Annotated in this window: 18 protein-coding genes; 7 read left to right on the top strand and 11 right to left on the bottom strand. The window is 67.9% G+C overall.

Annotated elements, in window-relative coordinates; all coding sequences use genetic code 11:
• Positions 1–61 precede the first annotated feature (61 nt).
• Positions 62–1,351, top strand: a complete 1,290-nt coding sequence (locus QQA13_RS08175) for an NAD(P)/FAD-dependent oxidoreductase (RefSeq protein WP_108472833.1) — start codon at positions 62–64, stop codon at positions 1,349–1,351.
• On the top strand, positions 1,348–1,695 hold the full coding sequence (locus QQA13_RS08170) for a tRNA-binding protein (RefSeq protein WP_108472832.1): 348 nt from the start codon (positions 1,348–1,350) through the stop codon (positions 1,693–1,695). The genes QQA13_RS08175 and QQA13_RS08170 overlap by 4 nt, the downstream gene beginning before the upstream one ends.
• A 4-nt stretch (positions 1,696–1,699) precedes the next feature.
• Here QQA13_RS08170 and QQA13_RS08165 read toward each other — a convergent pair whose 3' ends face one another.
• Positions 1,700–2,623 (bottom strand): MBL fold metallo-hydrolase, encoded by a 924-nt coding sequence (locus QQA13_RS08165; protein ID WP_108472831.1) that lies wholly within the window; start codon positions 2,621–2,623, stop codon positions 1,700–1,702.
• Between the two features lie 174 nt (positions 2,624–2,797).
• Here QQA13_RS08165 and QQA13_RS08160 point away from each other — a divergent pair, with 174 nt between their 5' ends.
• Together QQA13_RS08160 and QQA13_RS08155 are read left to right on the top strand one after the other, a co-directional pair.
• Positions 2,798–3,139, top strand: a complete 342-nt coding sequence (locus tag QQA13_RS08160; protein ID WP_234411387.1) for a hypothetical protein — start codon at positions 2,798–2,800, stop codon at positions 3,137–3,139.
• Positions 3,140–3,148: 9 nt separating this feature from the next.
• Positions 3,149–3,577 (top strand): DUF2231 domain-containing protein, encoded by a 429-nt coding sequence (locus QQA13_RS08155; protein ID WP_108472829.1) that lies wholly within the window; start codon positions 3,149–3,151, stop codon positions 3,575–3,577.
• On the opposite strand, the gene QQA13_RS08150 is transcribed toward QQA13_RS08155, so the two are convergent.
• From QQA13_RS08150 to QQA13_RS08125, 6 genes are all read right to left on the bottom strand, one after another.
• Complete coding sequence (locus QQA13_RS08150; protein WP_108472828.1) at positions 3,555–4,196, bottom strand: DNA-3-methyladenine glycosylase family protein; 642 nt, start codon at positions 4,194–4,196, stop codon at positions 3,555–3,557. The genes QQA13_RS08155 and QQA13_RS08150 overlap by 23 nt on opposite strands.
• The gene (gene alkB, locus QQA13_RS08145) at positions 4,186–4,842 is read right to left on the bottom strand and encodes a DNA oxidative demethylase AlkB (protein ID WP_108472827.1); all 657 of its coding nucleotides are present in this window, start codon (positions 4,840–4,842) and stop codon (positions 4,186–4,188) included. Before alkB ends, QQA13_RS08150 begins: the two co-directional genes overlap by 11 nt.
• On the bottom strand, positions 4,839–5,570 hold the full coding sequence (locus QQA13_RS08140) for a 2OG-Fe(II) oxygenase (RefSeq protein ID WP_108472826.1): 732 nt from the start codon (positions 5,568–5,570) through the stop codon (positions 4,839–4,841). Before QQA13_RS08140 ends, alkB begins: the two co-directional genes overlap by 4 nt.
• Positions 5,567–6,646 carry a bifunctional DNA-binding transcriptional regulator/O6-methylguanine-DNA methyltransferase Ada gene (gene ada, locus QQA13_RS08135; protein WP_108472825.1) on the bottom strand — a complete coding sequence of 360 codons (1,080 nt, stop codon included), beginning with the start codon at positions 6,644–6,646 and terminating at the stop codon, positions 5,567–5,569. Before ada ends, QQA13_RS08140 begins: the two co-directional genes overlap by 4 nt.
• A 93-nt stretch (positions 6,647–6,739) precedes the next feature.
• A complete protein-coding gene (locus QQA13_RS08130) occupies positions 6,740–7,741 on the bottom strand; it encodes an NAD(P)H-quinone oxidoreductase (protein ID WP_108472824.1) in 1,002 nt (333 codons plus the stop codon).
• 85 nt (positions 7,742–7,826) lie between these two features.
• Positions 7,827–8,528: a pirin family protein gene (locus QQA13_RS08125; protein WP_108472823.1), complete on the bottom strand. Its 702-nt coding sequence runs from the start codon at positions 8,526–8,528 to the stop codon at positions 7,827–7,829.
• Positions 8,529–8,972: 444 nt separating this feature from the next.
• Here QQA13_RS08125 and QQA13_RS08120 point away from each other — a divergent pair, with 444 nt between their 5' ends.
• Positions 8,973–9,362, top strand: coding sequence for a carboxypeptidase-like regulatory domain-containing protein (locus QQA13_RS08120; RefSeq protein WP_108472822.1), 390 nt, complete (start codon positions 8,973–8,975; stop codon positions 9,360–9,362).
• A gap of 172 nt (positions 9,363–9,534) precedes the next feature.
• Here the strand turns inward: QQA13_RS08120 and QQA13_RS08115 are convergent, their stop codons facing one another.
• Positions 9,535–11,100, bottom strand: coding sequence for an SDR family NAD(P)-dependent oxidoreductase (locus QQA13_RS08115; RefSeq protein ID WP_199909878.1), 1,566 nt, complete (start codon positions 11,098–11,100; stop codon positions 9,535–9,537).
• A gap of 306 nt (positions 11,101–11,406) precedes the next feature.
• On the opposite strand from QQA13_RS08115, the gene QQA13_RS08110 reads away from it, so the two are divergent.
• The gene (locus tag QQA13_RS08110) at positions 11,407–12,477 is read left to right on the top strand and encodes a hypothetical protein (RefSeq protein WP_234411386.1); all 1,071 of its coding nucleotides are present in this window, start codon (positions 11,407–11,409) and stop codon (positions 12,475–12,477) included.
• Positions 12,478–12,506: 29 nt separating this feature from the next.
• On the opposite strand, the gene QQA13_RS08105 is transcribed toward QQA13_RS08110, so the two are convergent.
• The 3 genes from QQA13_RS08105 to QQA13_RS08095 all read right to left on the bottom strand — a co-directional run bounded on the left by QQA13_RS08105 (position 12,507) and on the right by QQA13_RS08095 (position 14,893).
• The gene (locus QQA13_RS08105) at positions 12,507–13,529 is read right to left on the bottom strand and encodes a transporter (RefSeq protein WP_108472896.1); all 1,023 of its coding nucleotides are present in this window, start codon (positions 13,527–13,529) and stop codon (positions 12,507–12,509) included.
• Between the two features lie 168 nt (positions 13,530–13,697).
• Entirely contained in the window at positions 13,698–14,039 is a 342-nt protein-coding gene (locus QQA13_RS08100; protein ID WP_286041905.1) for a hypothetical protein, read from the bottom strand.
• 296 nt (positions 14,040–14,335) lie between these two features.
• On the bottom strand, positions 14,336–14,893 hold the full coding sequence (locus QQA13_RS08095) for a cold shock domain-containing protein (protein WP_108473245.1): 558 nt from the start codon (positions 14,891–14,893) through the stop codon (positions 14,336–14,338).
• A 287-nt stretch (positions 14,894–15,180) separates the two neighbouring features.
• On the opposite strand from QQA13_RS08095, the gene QQA13_RS08090 reads away from it, so the two are divergent.
• Positions 15,181–16,272, top strand: a complete 1,092-nt coding sequence (locus tag QQA13_RS08090; RefSeq protein ID WP_234411409.1) for a hypothetical protein — start codon at positions 15,181–15,183, stop codon at positions 16,270–16,272.
• The last annotated feature ends 71 nt before the right edge of the window (positions 16,273–16,343 follow it).

Genomic DNA, 16,343 nt, shown 5'->3' with positions numbered 1-16,343 from the left:
GTCCGGGGATGAGGGCTATGCTTGTCCGGTCACGTACGTCGGTGTCGGCCATCCACGCAGCATGAAACCCTCCTCGCCCACGTCCTACTACCGCGCCACGGCCACACCGTACACGGCATGGGCACCGCTGTCGGGCAGCGCGCACGCACGGGTCGCCGTGATCGGCGGCGGCTTCGCCGGTCTGAACACCGCACTGGGGCTGGCCGAGCGCGGCGTGCGCGAGGTGGTGCTGCTGGAACGCGAGCAGGTCGGCTTCGGCGCCTCCGGCCGCAACGGCGGCTTCGTCTTCGCCGGCTACTCGTTGGGCGAACAGTCGCTGCTCGACCAGTTGGGCGAGGCGCGCGCACAGGCGCTATTCAAGCTCACCACCGAAGCAGTCGGGCGGATCCGCCAGCGCGTCGCCGACTACGCGATCGCCTGCGATATGGTCGACGAGGGCGTGATCTGGGCCAACTGGTTCCGCGACCCCGCCGTGCTGCGCCAGCGCCAGCAGTTGCTGGCCGACCATTACGGCGTGCAATGGCAATGGCTGCCCGAGACCGAACTGCGCGCGCGCATCCGCAGCGAGCGCTATCACGATGGCCTGTACGAACGCGACGCGCTGCACCTGCACCCGCTCAACTACGCGATCGGCCTGGCCGCGGCGGCGGCCGGGCAGGGCGTACGCATCCACGAGCACAGCGGCGTGCGCACCCTCGCGCGCGAGGGCCTGCAGTGGCGCCTGCGCACGGCGCAAGGCGAACTGCTGGTCGATCAGGTCGTGCTGGCCTGCGGCGGCTACCTGGCCGGCCTGCAGAAGCCGATCGACCGGGCGATCCTGCCGATCGCCACCTACGTGATGGTGACCGAACCGCTCGGCGTCCGGCTGGACGACTGCCTGCATACCCGCGCGGCGATCTACGACAGTCGCTTCGCGTTCGACTACTACCGCGCGCTGCCGGACACGCGGCTGCTGTGGGGTGGACGCATCTCGATCCTGGATCGTTCGCCACGTGCCGTACAGGGACTGCTGATGAAGGACCTGCTGCGGGTATTTCCGCAACTGAAGGGCGTGCGCATCGACCACGCCTGGTCGGGCCTGATGAGCTACGCGCGCCACCAGATGCCGCAGATCGGCGGCAACGGCAACGGCCTGTGGTGGGCCCAGGCTTTCGGCGGGCACGGCCTGGCGCCGACCTGTGCCGCCGGCGAACTGCTGGCGGCGGCGATCGCCGCGGGCGACGACCGCTGGCAGCAGTTCGCCGACTACGGCCTGGGCAGCACGCACCGCCCGTTCGGTTATCTTGCAGCGCAGGCCAGCTACTGGTGGCAACAAAGCCGCGACTGTCTGAAAACGAGGCTGGAAGGATGAGTGCAACGAATCACGCCGAAATCAGCTGGGCCGATTTCGAGAAGGTCCTGATCGTCGCCGGCACGGTGACCAGGGTCGAACCGTTCCCCGAGGCGCGCAAGCCGGCATGGAAGGTATGGGTGGATTTCGGGCCCTACGGCGAGAAGAAGACCAGCGCGCAGATCGCCGCGCTGTACCAGGCCGGTGACCTGCTGGGCCGGCAGGTCGTGGGCGTGATCAACTTCCCCGAAAAGCAGATCGGCCCGTTCCGCTCGCAGTTCCTGCTCACCGGCTTTCCCACCGACGAGGGCGTGGTGCTCACCGCGATCGAGCGGCCGGTACCGAACGGTACGCGACTGGCGTAAGTCGTCAGCGGTCCAGCCACACCTCCAGCCCCTGCGCATTCAGCTCGATGTCCATGCCCAGCAACTGGCGCAGCACGCTGCGCCCCTGGTGCCAGCCATGGGCCTCGGCGCGGGCTGCGTAAAGGTCGGTGAGCGACTCCATCAACGCGACATGCCGGTCAGGCTTGCCATGCGCGGCGAGGGCGAGATCCACCATCGCGTCGATCTGCGCATGCAGGTCGGCGGCCAACCGTTCGACACCCTCCACCCGGCCGTAGTGGGTAAGGTACATCGCCTCGGGTTTCAGGGCGAGCAGCCGCTCGATCGACGCATGCAACGCCGGCGGATCGAACTGCACCGGTGAGGTGGTAGGCAGGATGAATGGGCCGTTCGCGGTATCGAAATCGCGGTAGGACAGACCGAACACGTCGCCGGTGAAGCAGGCGTTGGAGCGTTCGTCGACCACGGTGAGGTGGTGCTTTGCGTGGCCAGGCGTGTCGATGCAGCGCAGCGGCCGGCCGGCCAGGTCCACCACATGCCCGTCCGGCGCCTCGATGACGCGCTCGGCGGGGATCGGGCGCAGCCGGCCGTAAGTCTGTTCCATCACCGACTCGCCGTACACCGCGCTGGCGCCGGCCCACAGCACCGAGGGATCGATCATGTGCCGCGCCCCGCGCGGATGCACCACCAGCTTCGCGTTCGGCAGCTGCGCAATCAATTCGCCAGCACCGCCGGCATGGTCCAGATGCACGTGGGTGAGGATCAGCCAGTCCACCGCGGCGACGGAAATCCCGGCTTCATCCAGCGCCGCCAGCATGCGTGGCACGGCGAAGTTGGTGCCGCAGTCGATGAAGGCGCCGCGGCCGTGCTCGACGACCAGGTAGGCCGCGTCGAACTGCGGCCGGACGAAGCCAGTGTCGATGGTGTGGATGCCGTGGGTATGTGCCATGCCTGCCTCGCAAACCGGACGATCCCTGCAGGGTAGCAAGCCGCGGCGACGCGGGCACTTGCACCATGGTCGAGCGCGGGCCAGGGCTGCTGCCGGGCGCGGGAACCTTTGGGCGTGCCGCCGCATCCGATCGGCAGCCACTCACTTCATCAACGTGCCACCTGGGGGAACGACATGCTGCTCTATGCGATTCTGGTTTTTGCGGTGGCCGCCATCGGCGGTCTGGTGCTGGCTTCCAGCGTGCTGCGCGGCAAGCTGGCGCCGTGGGCGATCTCGGTACTGCATGCGCTGCTCGGTGCCAGCGGTCTGATCCTGTTGATTCTCGTGGTGCTGCAGGGTGCAGCGCCGGGACGGCTCACCGCGGCGCTGGCCCTGCTGGTGCTGGCGGCGCTGGGCGGCTTCTTCCTCGCCTCGTTCCACCTGCGCAAGCAGATCGCGCCAAAGGCCGTGGTGTTTGTGCATGCCGGCGTGGCGGTGGTCGGCTTCCTGACCCTGCTCAGCCTGCTGCTGGCCTGAGCTGACGCCATGCGCCACCCACTGCATCCGGCCTTGGTGCACTTCCCGATCGCCTGCTGGTCGCTGGCCACCGCGGCAGATCTGGCCAGCCTGCTCATGGGCGAACCGGCGTGGCGCTTCGCCGGCATCGTGTTGCTGGCGGGGATCGGTTTCTCGATTCCCGCCATGCTGGCCGGCCTGCTCGAACTGGCCAGGCTCGACGGGGACAACCCGGCGATCAGGGACATCAACCGGCACATGCTCATGGTGATGGCTGCGCTCTGCTGCTACGTGGCCAGCCTGTTCCTGCGCCTGCACGGCACGCACTTCGTCGCGCCTGGCCTGTTGGCGATCGGGCTGAGCGTGCTGGGCTTCCTGTGCCTGGGCGTGGCCGGCTGGCTGGGTGGCAAGCTGGTGTACGGACACCGGCTTGGCGTCAGCCCGCTGCCGCCCGCCTAGCCTTCGCCTTCGGCGGCCGCGGTACGCGCCATAGAAACCAGGCGGCAGCGGTGCGATGCGGGCTCCAAGCGGCGCCGATCGCCGCCAGCGCCGTCGGTGCGGGCGCCGTTTCCAGCGACTTCAGCAGGCGGTAACCCTCGCGCACGCCGAAGTCGTCCGCCGGCAGGATGTCTGGCCGGTCCAGGCTGTAGATCAGGAACATCTCCACGGTCCAGCGGCCGATGCCTTTCAGCGCGCTGAGCCGGGCGATCAGTTCTTCGTCCGGCAACGCCAGGGCCGCGTACAGGCCTGGCACCACACCCTCCAGTGTGGCCGCGGCGATGCCGCGGATCGTCTCGATCTTGCGCGCCGAAAACCCGCAGGCGCGCATGGCGTCGAAGTCGGCGTCGAGCAACTGCGCTGGCAGCGGAAACGCCTGCTGCGGATGCAAGGCCAGCAGCCGCGCCAGGATCGCGTCACCGGCCTTCACGTGCAGTTGCTGGTAGGCCACCGCACGAACCAGCGCCTCGTACGGCTCGCGCGCCGGTTTCGGTTCGTGCCCGCAGGGGCCGACCTGCGCAACCAGGCGCGCCCAGTCGGCGTCGATCCCGGCCAGGAAAGCCGCGGCGTCAGCCGGCATGGCGAAACGTCAGGTTGATGCGAACGTCGCCCAGCGCATCGTGGTGATTCGGCTTCAGCGGCAGCACGCCGTGATAGCGCAGCCGCGCCGGACCGCCCCACACGACCACGTCGCCGTGCGCCAGCGGCACCCGTTGCGCACGATCCGAGCGCTGCAAGCCGCCGAACAGGAACACCGCCGGGATGCCCAGCGAGACCGACACGATCGGCTGGTCCATGTCGCGCTCATCGCGGTCTTGGTGCAGGCTCAGCCGGGTGCCGGCTTCGTAGCGGTTGAGCAGGCAGGCATCCGGCATGAAGCCGGCGAAACCGGCGTGCGCCGCGGCGGCATCGGCCAGTTGCAGGAAGGCCGGCGGCATTGGTGGCCAGGGTCGGCCGCTGTCCGGGTCGATCGGGTCGTAGCGGTAACCGCGGCGATCGCTGACCCAGCCCAGCGGCCCCGCATTGGTCATCGCCACCGACATGCGGAAACCGCCGGGCGTGACCAGGTGGCGGAACGGCGCCTGCGCCACAACGGCACCGAGCGCCTGCAGCAACGCCGCCTCGCCGGCCAGGGCAAACCCGCGCAACACCATCGCACCCTCGCACAGCGGCTCGTCCTGGCGAACAGGAGCGGGCGCAGCAGCGAACAGATCGGCAGTGATCATGTGGCGTCGTGAAAGATGATGCCAAGCGTATGGCGCTGGCCGCTGCGCACCCGGCTGACGCCGTGGCGCATGTTCACCCGGTAGCTGCCGCGCGTACCTTGCACTGGCCGCTGGTGCACCGCGAACACCACCGCATCGCCCTGGCGCAGCGGCACCACCTCGGCGCGCGACTGCATGCGCGGTCGCTGCTCGGTCAGCACGAATTCGCCGCCGCTGAAATCGCGCCCCGGCTCGGACAGCACGATCGCCAGCTGCAGCGGAAACACGTGCTCGCCGTACAGATCCTGGTGCAGGCAGTTGTAGTCGCCGGCGCCGTACTGCAGCAGCAACGGGGTAGGGCGCCGCTGGCCGGCGGCGTGGCAGCGTTCGACGAATTCGTCGTGCGTGGCGGGGTAGCGAACGGCGCTGTCCAGCGCCGCATTCCAGCGGTTCGCAATTGGCACGAGCTCCCGATAGATCGCACCGCGCAGCTCGGCCACGAGCTCAGGTAACGGGTAGTCAAAGTAGCGGTATTCGCCACGGCCGAAACCATGACGGCTCATCACCACGCGGCTGCGGAACCAGCCATCGTCCGCGTACAGGCCAGCCAGCGCCACGCACTCCTGCGGTGACAACAGGGCTTCCAGCATCGCGCAGCCGTGTGCGTCGAGTTCATCGGCGATGCCGGTCCAGTCGTATGCCTGCAGCCGCGCATCGACTTTGGGGACGGGGCGCAACTGCGCATTCATGCCTGCGCCTCGCGATCCAGCAGCGCGCGCTTGCGTGGCACGCCCCAGCGGTAGCCAGACAGGCCGCCGTCGTTACGCACCACGCGATGGCACGGGATCGCCACCGCCAGCATGTTGCTGGCGCAGGCCTGCGCCACCGCCCGCGACGCCGTAGGCGAGCCGATGCGCCGCGCGATCTCGCTGTAGCTGGCGGTACTGCCGGCGGGTATCTCGCGCAGCGCCTGCCACACGCGCTGCTGGAACGCGGTGCCGCGCACGTCCAGCGGCAGGTCCAGGCCGATCGCCGGCGCCTCGACGAAGCCGACGACCTGCGCCACCAGTTGCTCGTAGTCGCGGTCGCCGCCGATCAGCCTGGCCTTGGGGAAGCGATCCTGCAGATCGCGCGCCAGCGCGTCCGGATCGTCGCCGAGCAGGATCGCGCACACGCCGCGTTCGCTCTGCGCCACCAGGATCGCACCCAGCGAGCATTCGCCGATGGCGAAGCGGATGGCGCTGTCGGCGCCGCCGGCGCGATAGCTGGAAGGCGTCATGCCCAGCACCTGGTCGGCGGTTTCATAGAAACGGCTGCTGGCGTTGTAGCCGGCATCGAAGATCGCCTCGGTCACCGAGGCGCTGCGCCCCAGTTCGCTGCGCACGCGACGGCTGCGATGCGCCGCGGCGTACTGCTTCGGGGTCACGCCGGTGACGGCCTTGAACACGCGGTGGAAGTGGAACGGGCTGAGCCCGGTGGGCTTCGCCAGTTGTTCGAGGGTGGGTATCGTCTCGGCCTGCTCGATCGAGCGGCAGGCGGCGGTGATTATCGCCGCATGCTGCTGCGCCAGCGATGGCTGATCGGGCTTGCAGCGCCGGCACGGGCGAAAGCCGGCGCGTTCCGCCTCGGCGGCGGTGGCGTGGAACGTCACGTTCTCGGGCCGGGCCGGGCGCGCCGCGCAGGACGGGCGGCAGTACACGCCGGTGGTCCGCACCGAATAGAAGAAGCTGCCGTCGGCACGCGCGTCGCGCGCCTGCACCGCGGCCCAGCGCGGGTCGGCGACGATGGTGGCGGCAAGCGCGGTCTGTTTGTCGGAGGTTTTCATGGCTGTCCCTTGCGGAAGATTATCTCGTGCAGCCAATCTACGGATCAGTCGGCCCCGCCACACCCCGGGTCTTGCGGTCGAATTCGAACCGGCTCACCACGCCAGCATGAGCTTGCCGATATGCGCGCTGCTTTCCATCAGCGCATGCGCCCGAGCCGCTTCGGCGGTGGGAAAGACCTGATGGATCACCGGCCGCACCGTGCCGGCTTCGAGCAGCGGCCAGACCTTTTCGTATAGCTGAACGGCAAGCACGGCCTTGAAGGCTACATCGCGCGCGCGCAGGGTGGAGCCGGTGAGGGTCAGTCGCCGGCGCATGATCGTACCCGCGTCGATGGTGGCCTTGCTGCCACCCAGGGTGGCGATGAAGACCAGCCGACCGCCTGTGGCCAGCGCGTCGATCTCACGCGGGATGTAGTCGCCGGCGACCATGTCAAGGATCACGTCCACGCCGCGATTGTCGGTGACCTGCTTCACCACGGTGACAAAATCCTCGTCGCGATAGTTGATCGCGCGTTCCGCGCCGAGCCGTTCGCACGCCGCGCATTTCTCCGCGCTGCCGGCGGTGGCGAACACCCGATGGCCGAACGCATGCGCGAGCTGGATCGCGGTGACCCCGATGCCGCTGGAGCCACCCTGCACCAGCAGGGTTTCCCGTGCGCCACCTTCGCCGCGGCCGAGCTGGCCGCGTTCGAACACGTTGCTCCACACCGTGAAGAAATTCTCCGGCAGTGCCGCCGCCTCGACCATCGAGAACCCTGCCGGTACCGGCAGGCATTGCGGCAGTGGCGCCACGGCGTATTCGGCGTAGCCGCCGCCGGCGAGCAGGGCGCAAACAGGATCGCCCGGCCTGAGGCCAAACGGGTTGTTACCGCTGAAGTCACCTTCGACCAGAACGCCCGCCACTTCGAGGCCGGGCAGGTCGGAAGCACCTGGCGGCGGCGCGTAATTGCCCTGGCGCTGGAACACGTCCGGCCGGTTCACCCCGGCCGCGGCCACCTGGATCAGCACCTCGCCCGGCCCCGGTTGCGGGATCGGGCGTTCGACCAGACGCAGCACGTCGGGATTGCCGGGGCGGGTTATTTCGATGGCTTGCATGTGCTGGAGCGCCCTGTGTGCGAATGCCTGCAAGGCGGCCCACGCCCGCCGTTCGCACACAGGGTGCGCTCCTGCGGCAGAGGGCTCAAGCAGCCACGTCGACCAGCACGAGTTCCGCATCCTCCAGCGCAGTCACTTTCAGCGTCGCCTCGTCGCGGATCGCGGCGCCGTCGCGGGCGTCCAGCTTCACACCGTTGAGTTCGACCTTGCCGGTGGCCGGCACCAGGTAGGCGTAGCGGCCGCGGGCCAGCGGGTACTCGGTGCTTTCGCCAGCCTTGAGCGTGGCGCCCAGCACGCGCGCGTCGGCGCGCAGCGGCAGCGCCTCGGTGTCTTCCTTGAAACCACTGGCCAGCACCACGAAACGACCGGAACGATCGCCCTTGGGAAACGGCCGCGCGCCCCACGATGGCGGCTTGCCGTTCTCGTCGGGGATGATCCAGATCTGGAAGATCCGCGTGGTCACGTTCTCCTTGTTGTACTCGGCGTGGGTGATGCCGCTGCCCGCGCTCATCACCTGCACGTCGCCGGCCTCGGTGCGCCCCGCATTGCCCAGGCTGTCCTGGTGGCTGATCGCGCCTTCGCGCACGTAGGTGATGATCTCCATGTCCGCGTGCGGATGCGGCGGGAAGCCGGTCTGTGGCGCGATGGTGTCGTCGTTCCACACGCGCAGCGCGCCCCAGCCCATGCGCTTCGCGTCGTGGTAGCCGGCGAACGAAAAATGATGCTTGGCCTTGAGCCAGCCGTGGTCGGCTCCGCCGAGACTGTCGAAGGGTCTGCGTTCAATCATGGCGTTCTCCTGAAGTCGTTTCGCGCCGTACCGGCGCCGGCACGAAACATGAGGCTGCGCGCTGCGACTTGAAATGTGCGTGCAGGAAACGGACTGTCGCTGGATCGTGTCGCTCCGTCCGGCCTGGCTTGCCGGTCGCTGAAGCGAGGTCCCCTGGGAACCGGCCTGCACGTGCCAACGGTCATGCCATCGTGGGCGCTGATTCGTGACCTTTGACCCTTCGACGAATGCCGCACGCCGGCATAGGCTGCGTGCGCCAGCTGGCATATGTGACATCTGTCATTTGCCGGATGGCTGTGGACGGAAACATGAAGCCTCCTGCACGGGTTCGCTACGCGCATGGCAGGTGAATGAAGCCGTCCGCTACTCCCCATGAGCCGATTGCCGGAAATGATTTCTGCAGGCTCGTATCCCCATGGTCGTTACAAGAAATAAGGATGTCACATGAACAACAGCATGCACATCGAGCACCCTCGCTCCGTGCGCCGTCGCGGTTTCCCGGCATGGAGCCTGGTGTTGGCGGTCGTCATCGGCGCCGGGTCCGTGGCGGTCAACGCGCAGTCCACTACAGGGCATGTCTTTGGCATGGCCCCGGCAGGCCAGACCATCACCGCGAAGAGCACCACGAACGGGCTCAATCGTCACGTCAAGGTGGATGACAAAGGCCGCTACACCCTCGGTGCACTGCCGGTTGGCGTGTATACGGTAACGCTGGAGAAGGACGGGCACGCCGTCGAGCAGCGGTCGAACGTCAAGCTGGTGGTGGGTCGCGGCATCAATATCGACTTCACCTGCCCGCAGGGCGGTTGCGCGCAATCCACAGGCAACGAGTAAGCGGCGAACAGGCCCGGAGTGGCGCCGGTTTTCCTGGATCCACAGGGGAACCACGCAAATCCGGCCTGGTTGCGATCCTGCAGGCTGAAGTTCACGTCCGTGACAGGATGCCCGGTGCCGAAAGCATCGGGCATCCTGCTGTGCGGTCCGGCCGTTTCGGCAACGGCCTGCCTCACCAATCCGTCGGCCGGTAATCCTTCAGGAACTGGCCCCACACGTGCTCGCCGGTGTTGATGCCGTGGATGATCGGGTCGACGATGCGCGCGGCGCCGTCGACGATGTCCAGCGGCGGGTGGAAGCGTTCCTGCAGCACCTTTTTCGCGGCCAGTTCGGCGGGGTCCTCGTCGGTCACCCAGCCGGTGTCGACGCTGTTCATGTGGATGCCGTCGTTGTGGTAATCGGTGGCCGAGGTGCGCGTCATCATGTTCAGCGCGGCCTTGGCCATGTTGGTGTGCGGGTGGCGGGTGGTCTTGAAGCTGCGGTAGAACTGGCCCTCCATCGCCGACACGTTGACGATGTGCTTGTCGCGCTCGCCCGTGCGCAGCATCAGCGGCTTCAGCCGCGCGTTGATGATGAACGGCGCGATCGCGTTGACCAGCTGCACCTCCAGCAATTCCACCGACGGCACTTCGGCCATCAGCAGCCGCCACGAGTTGCGCTGGCGCAGGTCGACCTGCTGCAGGTCCTGGTCGAGCCGGCCTTCGGGGAACAGGTGGCTCTGCGCCAGCAGTTCCTCCGGCAGCAGCGGCAGCTGTGACAGCTCGGCGGCGCGGGTCAGACCCGGCAAGTTCGCCGCGGTGCCGGCCTCGGGCAGGATGTTCGTGCCGCGCAGGCCTTCGTAATGGCCGACCAGCCGGCGCACGTGCTCGGGCAGCTCGTGCAGCGCGGCGGTCTCGCCTTCCATCATGTGCGCGTAGAACTCCGGTGGACGACGCACGGTCTGGCAGGCGTTGTTGATGATGAAGTCCAGCCGCGGCCGGGTGGCCACCAGCTCCTGGCAGAATGCTTCGACACTGGGCGTGTGGCGCAGGTCGAGGCCGTAGACCTGCAGTCGGTGGCCCCACTCGGCAAAGTCGGGTTCTTCCGCGTAGCGTGCCGCCGAGTCGCGCGGGAAGCGGGTGGTGACGATCAGCTCGGCACCGGCGCGCAGCAGCTTCAACCCGGCCTGGTAGCCGATCTTCACGCGGCCGCCGGTGAGCAGCGCCACGCGGCCGCGCAGGTCGGCCAGCTCGCCGCGCTTGGCATAGTTGAACGCGGCGCAATCCGGGCACAGCTGGTCGTAGAAGAAGTGGATGGCCGTGTACTTCTGCTTGCACACGTAGCAGTGCTTTGGTTCGACCGACTCGCGCGGCTGTGCGGCGTCGTCCTCGGGCGCGACGTCGCGCGGCAGGAACCCCTTCGGCACGAACACGTTCGGCGTGGTGAACACCGGCCTGCGCCGCAGCGTGCGGATGCCGGTCTGGTTCAGCACCGTTTCCTCGGCCTCGACCTTGCTGGCATGGCGTGCCTTCTCGGCCGCCTTCAGCTTGATCCGCCGCGCCACCGGGTCGGGGTGGTAGACCTGCGCCACCGCCTGGTGCAGGCGCTGGCGGTCGCCTGCCGGCAACCGGTCCAGCAGCTGGCGGTCGGCCGCCACCGATTCCAGCAGCTCCGCCGCCGCACGAAGGCGTTCCAGCAGGGCGGCGTCCGCGTCGTCGGGCAGGGGCGTGGGGGCAGGCGTGGTGGTCAAGAGAGTCATCCGTAGTCGAGCAAGAAGCGGGGCAGGCGTGTCGCCAACCGCCTATTTTGCCTGCTTTCCGGCCTGGCCCGGGAAATGTCGCCCGGATGTGCCTGGCGTGCGGCCCGCTCCAAGCAGACCCGGAGTTCGATTATTGCGCGGCAGCGCACACTTTCATGGCACGGGTGATGCAAAAGTGGCGCCGTGGCCGTCCAGGCGGGACGGTGTGAGTGGTATCCGGGCAGGGCGAGCGCTGGCAGAGTCGGGCGTCGCAACTGTCCTCAAGCAATTGAAGGTTGTTTTGTGAGTGTGTCGATAGCCGCAAGCATGCAAGTGAAAGAAGCCGCCACGGCCAAGTCTGTCGCTGTTCCTGTTCCATCCGCCGATGCCCTGCTGGGCGACCTGCCCACGGCCCATCGCGCGTTGCCGATCGGCCACCGGATCGCCGGGCAGGGCTGTCATGGCGCGAAAGCCGCCATCCGGCCTGGCAACGCCGGCCACAGGACCCGCATCTGTTTCGTCTACTTCCCGCGAGCCGAGCACGACCGTCAGGCCGCCTACCACCAGCACCTGGTCGTCGCTGAAATCCTGCTTGGCCGGGTGCTGGCCGCCCGCGCCGCCGGCCTGCGGGCCATGGCCCCTTCGCTCGATTACACCGCCGAGGCGCGCGTCACGCTGCGGCCATCGCGAAGCATGTTCCATCCGGCCACGCTGGAATACCGCCGCTGGTATCGCGCGGACGGCACGGCGCGGGTGCAGCCGCTGACCCGGGAGGCGCTCTCGCTGCGGCTGGCCGCCGACGACAACCTGTCGATGAAGGAAGCGCGGGCCCGCGTCGCGCGTCGCTCGCACGCACTGCCGGCCATCGACCAGGCATGGCTGATCGACCGCCGTCACACCCCGCTGGCACGACGCCCGCTCAACCAGGTGGAATGCCGTGCCCTGGCCGATGCCCTCGACGGCATCTGGCAGGCATCGACCGGCGCCTCGCACGTGGAACACGCGAACCGCCGGATCGCGCTGCGCGTGGTTGCCGCGCTGGGCGGCCTGCTGGACGAATACGTCGCGTCGCCGTTCAAGTCCGCAGCCTTGAGCGAGGCCTTCAACGAACACCACCTCGCCCACCTGCGCCAGACCATCGAGAACTCGCGCCAGGCGGAGTCCACCTCGGGCACCTTGCTGGCCGGCCCGAAAGCCTGGTTCGCTGCCAAGACCGCACGAATGCGGGCCGAGCACCAGATCGGCCTCGCCATGTCGCCGACGGCGCTCCCCGCGATGCGCCTGTCGGGACGCCCGATGATTGCCGTGGTCGGCGGCCGCCTGCACACCTTCGTGGACGGCCAGCGCCCCGGTGTCCGCAGCACGCCGACGGTACCGGGCGGCGTGTTGTTCGGCTGAGCGGCAAACCGCCCGGTTCTCCTGCGACCTCAATGCACGTAGTTGATCGCCAGCGCCGGCGTGATCGTGGTCGCAGTGTTGTGCCCGCCGGTGATCACGCGGGTGCCGAACAGCACGCCGAGGCGGGGGCTCCCGCTGTATTCGACCGCCGGGGCGAAGCCGAACGCCTCGCTGGAACGGCCGTCCAGGCGTAGCGGGGATGACTGCGCATCGTCCACGCCATAGCCGCGCACGTGGGCGCCGTGGCTGCGCCGGTAGGTGACGTCCAGCGCCAGCACCCAGCGCTGGCTCAGGCTGTATTCCCACGCCGCATCGACGTAGAACGAACGGCCCGGCCGGGCATGCCCGCGAAAGCCATCCGGGGTGCCATAGACGCTGATGTCCTCGACCCGCGCCCGCGTGGAGAATGACTGCGCCACGTTGAAGCGCATGCGCAGGATGCGGCCATTGGTCAGCCAGAAATACGTTTGCGTGTTGACCTGCAGCGTGGTGGTGGTCGCGCCGCTGCCCAGGCCGTTGCCGGGGCGCCGGCCCAGCCGGTCGTACTTGCCGCTCGGCAGGGTTTCCTGCAACAGCAGCGAGACCGTGGGACGCGAACTGCCTGCCGGCACCTCGGTCAGCCGGTACTGCGCCTGCACGCTGACATCGCCCAGCCCGAGACCGCTGCTGCCGCCGGGACCGTCCACGCGGTTATATCCCAGCACTGGCACCAGGCCGACCGTCAGCCGGTCGGTGAGGCCGTAGAGCAGGTAGGTGAGCGAACCGTAGCCGTCGGCATGCGGCGAGGAAACGTCGTAGATGTAAGGCTCGACCAGCACGTGGCCGCGCGGCAGGGTCGCGGCGGAGTTCGCCAGCATCGGCCCGGTCCACCAGGCATCGTCCTGTGACTGGCGCGGTACCGGCGTTGCGGGCAGCGGCACGATGGCAGCAGGGGGTGGCGTGTCCTGCGCCCGTGCAGCGAGCGGCAATAGGGCAGCGCAGGACAGACTCCATGCCAGCCGGCGCAGGCGGCGCTGGTGCGGAGTCGGAGTGGCTGCCGGGTGCGTCGTCATGGGCGGTCTCGCGTCGTGGTCCGAAAACGGTTCGGCGCCGGCCATCGTCCGCGTTTTTCGCGGAGTTACATGCCGGCTGCGCATCACACGCCATTGCGGCGTCCGGCGCCTGTGCCGGAAGGCGTGCCGGCAGCATCGGGGGGCATCAGGATCGGCTTTTCGCGCCGGTCACGCACTCCGTTTCTTGCGTCTCGAGGACAGGTCGCCAAAACCCTCGGCGCGGCCCGGCACAGGCCATCCGCGAGCAAACCGCTCCGACGCTGGTACCCCGAGCCTCGCCGGCGAGGTCTTTTGCTCCGCACGCCCGGCGGCGAGCTTTGACGGTCGAGCTTTTTCCTCGATGCCGGAGTTCAGAACTCGACACGTGAGGCTTTTTTGCCCGTCGGTGAAGCGGCCGATCTGCAGCGTTGATGCTTTTTTTTCCAGCAGCGGAGCAAAAAGCTCCAGCGTCGGAGCTTTTTGCTCCGCTGCTGAAGCTGCAGGCTCCACGCGTGATGCTTTTTTGCTCATCGTGCAGTGTCGCGGACGGCAACATTGATGTTTTTTTGATCAACACCCGAGCAAAAAGCCTGGGCACCGGAGCTTTTTGCTCCGATGCCAGAGTGTGGAAGGGTAACGCCGAAATTCTTTCGTCCGACGCCGGAGCAAAAACACTCGACGATGGCGTGCTGCACCTCGCGCAAGAAGCCACGGAAGGAGCGGGCGATGTTTCAGCGGCAGGGGTGGGGGATAAGTGGCTGCGACCCGAGTGCGTCCGGATCAGAGTTGCTTAACCCGACGGTCGTGGCGTGATCCCGTAGCGTTCGTCAATCAGCCCAACTACCGTCGCACCATTGACTTTCGCAAGGCTTCCCATCGCCGTCGCCGTCCATCTGTGTGCCGGGGCACTGCTTGAGGAAAAAGGTAGCCTCGGCGCATGAGGTCATCTGGGAACACCGGGTGCGACCGTCGCAGGTAAAGGTTGGCGCGGGCGTGGCAGGCAGTGCCTGGATCGCATGCGCTGCCGGAGCAGGTGGTTGGGTGCGGTCCGTTGCGAGCCGCGAGTAGCCGTACCAGCCAATGGCAGCCAGCATCAGCAAGCCGGCGATGGCGGCAAACGGACCCTGGCGGGTTGCCGCCGGTTTCGTGCGGCGTGCGCGACGCGGTGTGGCGGTGCTGCCGGGACGCATGATGCGTAGCGCGCGTTTCTTGCCGTCGCTGCGCAGCTCGATCTCGAAGGAGACGAGTTCGCCGATGCGGGGGCGGATACCGTCCCGCGGGAAGGCGGAGATGTGCACGAAAATTTCCCCGGTGCCCACTGTCGGCTCGATGAAGCCGAATCCGCGATCGTCATTCCATTGGGTCAGCGTGCCATGGGTGCGCATGAATGGAGCTTCCTGGCCGTGTGGTTCGTGGCAAACCGTTGCCAGCGGATGTTCCGGCTCCAGCTTGGCACCGTCAAGCTGGCCGCGCCATTTCACGACCTGTACGCGCCGGCCAGCCGCTGCGCGTATTCATCAGGTTTCCCGTGGCACGATCTCGCGTTCACCTGCAGGACATCCTGCGGCTTCGACACTTCATGGTCTGAACGGCGGGAGCAGTAGTGCGATACGGCAAATCCAAAAACACCGCGCGCGGTAGCAGATCGCTTTCGCACGCCGCATTTTGTGGCTTGTGGCTGCTCGCTTGCGCCGGCGCGGCGCATGCCGATGGCGCCATGGTGCGCAGCGACGGGGACGCCACCCCGCCGCGTATGGCCATCCAGGTCAAGGACGACCGCATGACGGTGGCGATAGCCGGGGCGCCGCAGGTCCACCTGTATGGCGTGATCGACGCCGACGCGCCGCAGCGGTTCGAGGCGTTGCTGAAGTCGGGGAAGATTCCGCCCGGGTCCGACATCTACCTGAATTCCTCGCAGGGCGAGCCGGCTGCCGGCATGGCGCTGGGACGGCTGTTCCGCGCCGGCTCGATGACGACGCATCTCGGTACGCCGTTGCGCAAGCGCCGGGGTGGGTATCGTGGCGTGAAAGCGGCCGTCTGCAGTGGTGCCTGTGCCTATGCCTACTTCGGCGGCCTTTACCGGTGGGCACCCACTGGCAGCGACCGCATCGGCCTGGTCCGCCCCCGCTCCGCAAGCAATGCACCGAGCCAGCCGGCGGGTGGCGAGGCGGATGCGTACCTGAAGGACATGGGCATCGACCTCGATGCGCTCGCGCCGCTGCCGCCGTCACCCGCCGACGCGCCGATCTGGCTGACCGCGGATCAGATGACCCGCGCCGGCCTCGCCAACAATGGCCGGCTTCCCTTGACGACGAAAAGCTGGCTGCTGCCGCCGGCGCCTTTCCTGGAACTCCATCAGGAAAATCGCCACGGCAACCATCGGCTCGTCCTGCAATGCCGGCCGGGCAGCGTGACGCTGACTGCGTACGATCTGGTGGGGGCGACCCGCGCCAGGCAGATCGTGGCGCACGAAACGCGATCGTATTTCGAGGTCGACCGCCAGGAAGTGCTGGCCGCGCCGCGTGGTGCCGCGCGCGTCGTCGATGATGCCGTGGTGATCAGCCGGCCCTGGCCGCCCACCGAGCTGGGGCGACTGCTTTCGTCCATGTCCATCGGCGCCTGGGTCGGCGGCCGGCGCAGCGCCTTCCGCTACGGCACCACCTTCATGCTCTATCCCGCCCGACACGCCATCAAGGATTTCTACAACGCCTGCTGGCGCGCCGCGCCGTGGCCGGCGAGACCGGCGTCACAGAAGAAAGGGTGAACCGGCCTACGTCGGCTGGTGAGTGATTGCCCGGCGCTGGATGGCGCCGGGCCATTTCGCTGCAGTCATCA

The sequence above is a fragment of the Rhodanobacter thiooxydans genome (genome assembly GCF_030291135.1).
GTDB lineage: Bacteria > Pseudomonadota > Gammaproteobacteria > Xanthomonadales > Rhodanobacteraceae > Rhodanobacter > Rhodanobacter thiooxydans_A.
Note: the sequence above shows the minus strand (reverse complement) of the source record. Positions and strands in the feature narration are given on the sequence as shown.

Coding starts and splice junctions, on each gene's coding strand:
- ada (WP_108472825.1), bottom strand. CDS start 6,646: ATGAAAACCTCCGACAAACAGACCGCGCTTGCCGCCACCATCGTCGCC.
- QQA13_RS08120 (WP_108472822.1), top strand. CDS start 8,973: ATGAACAACAGCATGCACATCGAGCACCCTCGCTCCGTGCGCCGTCGC.
- QQA13_RS08125 (WP_108472823.1), bottom strand. CDS start 8,528: ATGATTGAACGCAGACCCTTCGACAGTCTCGGCGGAGCCGACCACGGC.
- QQA13_RS08160 (WP_234411387.1), top strand. CDS start 2,798: ATGCTGCTCTATGCGATTCTGGTTTTTGCGGTGGCCGCCATCGGCGGT.
- QQA13_RS08130 (WP_108472824.1), bottom strand. CDS start 7,741: ATGCAAGCCATCGAAATAACCCGCCCCGGCAATCCCGACGTGCTGCGT.
- alkB (WP_108472827.1), bottom strand. CDS start 4,842: ATGATCACTGCCGATCTGTTCGCTGCTGCGCCCGCTCCTGTTCGCCAG.
- QQA13_RS08115 (WP_199909878.1), bottom strand. CDS start 11,100: ATGACTCTCTTGACCACCACGCCTGCCCCCACGCCCCTGCCCGACGAC.
- QQA13_RS08100 (WP_286041905.1), bottom strand. CDS start 14,039: ATGAGCAAAAAAGCATCACGCGTGGAGCCTGCAGCTTCAGCAGCGGAG.
- QQA13_RS08110 (WP_234411386.1), top strand. CDS start 11,407: ATGCAAGTGAAAGAAGCCGCCACGGCCAAGTCTGTCGCTGTTCCTGTT.
- QQA13_RS08165 (WP_108472831.1), bottom strand. CDS start 2,623: ATGGCACATACCCACGGCATCCACACCATCGACACTGGCTTCGTCCGG.
- QQA13_RS08140 (WP_108472826.1), bottom strand. CDS start 5,570: ATGAATGCGCAGTTGCGCCCCGTCCCCAAAGTCGATGCGCGGCTGCAG.
- QQA13_RS08175 (WP_108472833.1), top strand. CDS start 62: ATGAAACCCTCCTCGCCCACGTCCTACTACCGCGCCACGGCCACACCG.
- QQA13_RS08155 (WP_108472829.1), top strand. CDS start 3,149: ATGCGCCACCCACTGCATCCGGCCTTGGTGCACTTCCCGATCGCCTGC.
- QQA13_RS08095 (WP_108473245.1), bottom strand. CDS start 14,893: ATGCGCACCCATGGCACGCTGACCCAATGGAATGACGATCGCGGATTC.
- QQA13_RS08150 (WP_108472828.1), bottom strand. CDS start 4,196: ATGCCGGCTGACGCCGCGGCTTTCCTGGCCGGGATCGACGCCGACTGG.
- QQA13_RS08105 (WP_108472896.1), bottom strand. CDS start 13,529: ATGACGACGCACCCGGCAGCCACTCCGACTCCGCACCAGCGCCGCCTG.
- QQA13_RS08170 (WP_108472832.1), top strand. CDS start 1,348: ATGAGTGCAACGAATCACGCCGAAATCAGCTGGGCCGATTTCGAGAAG.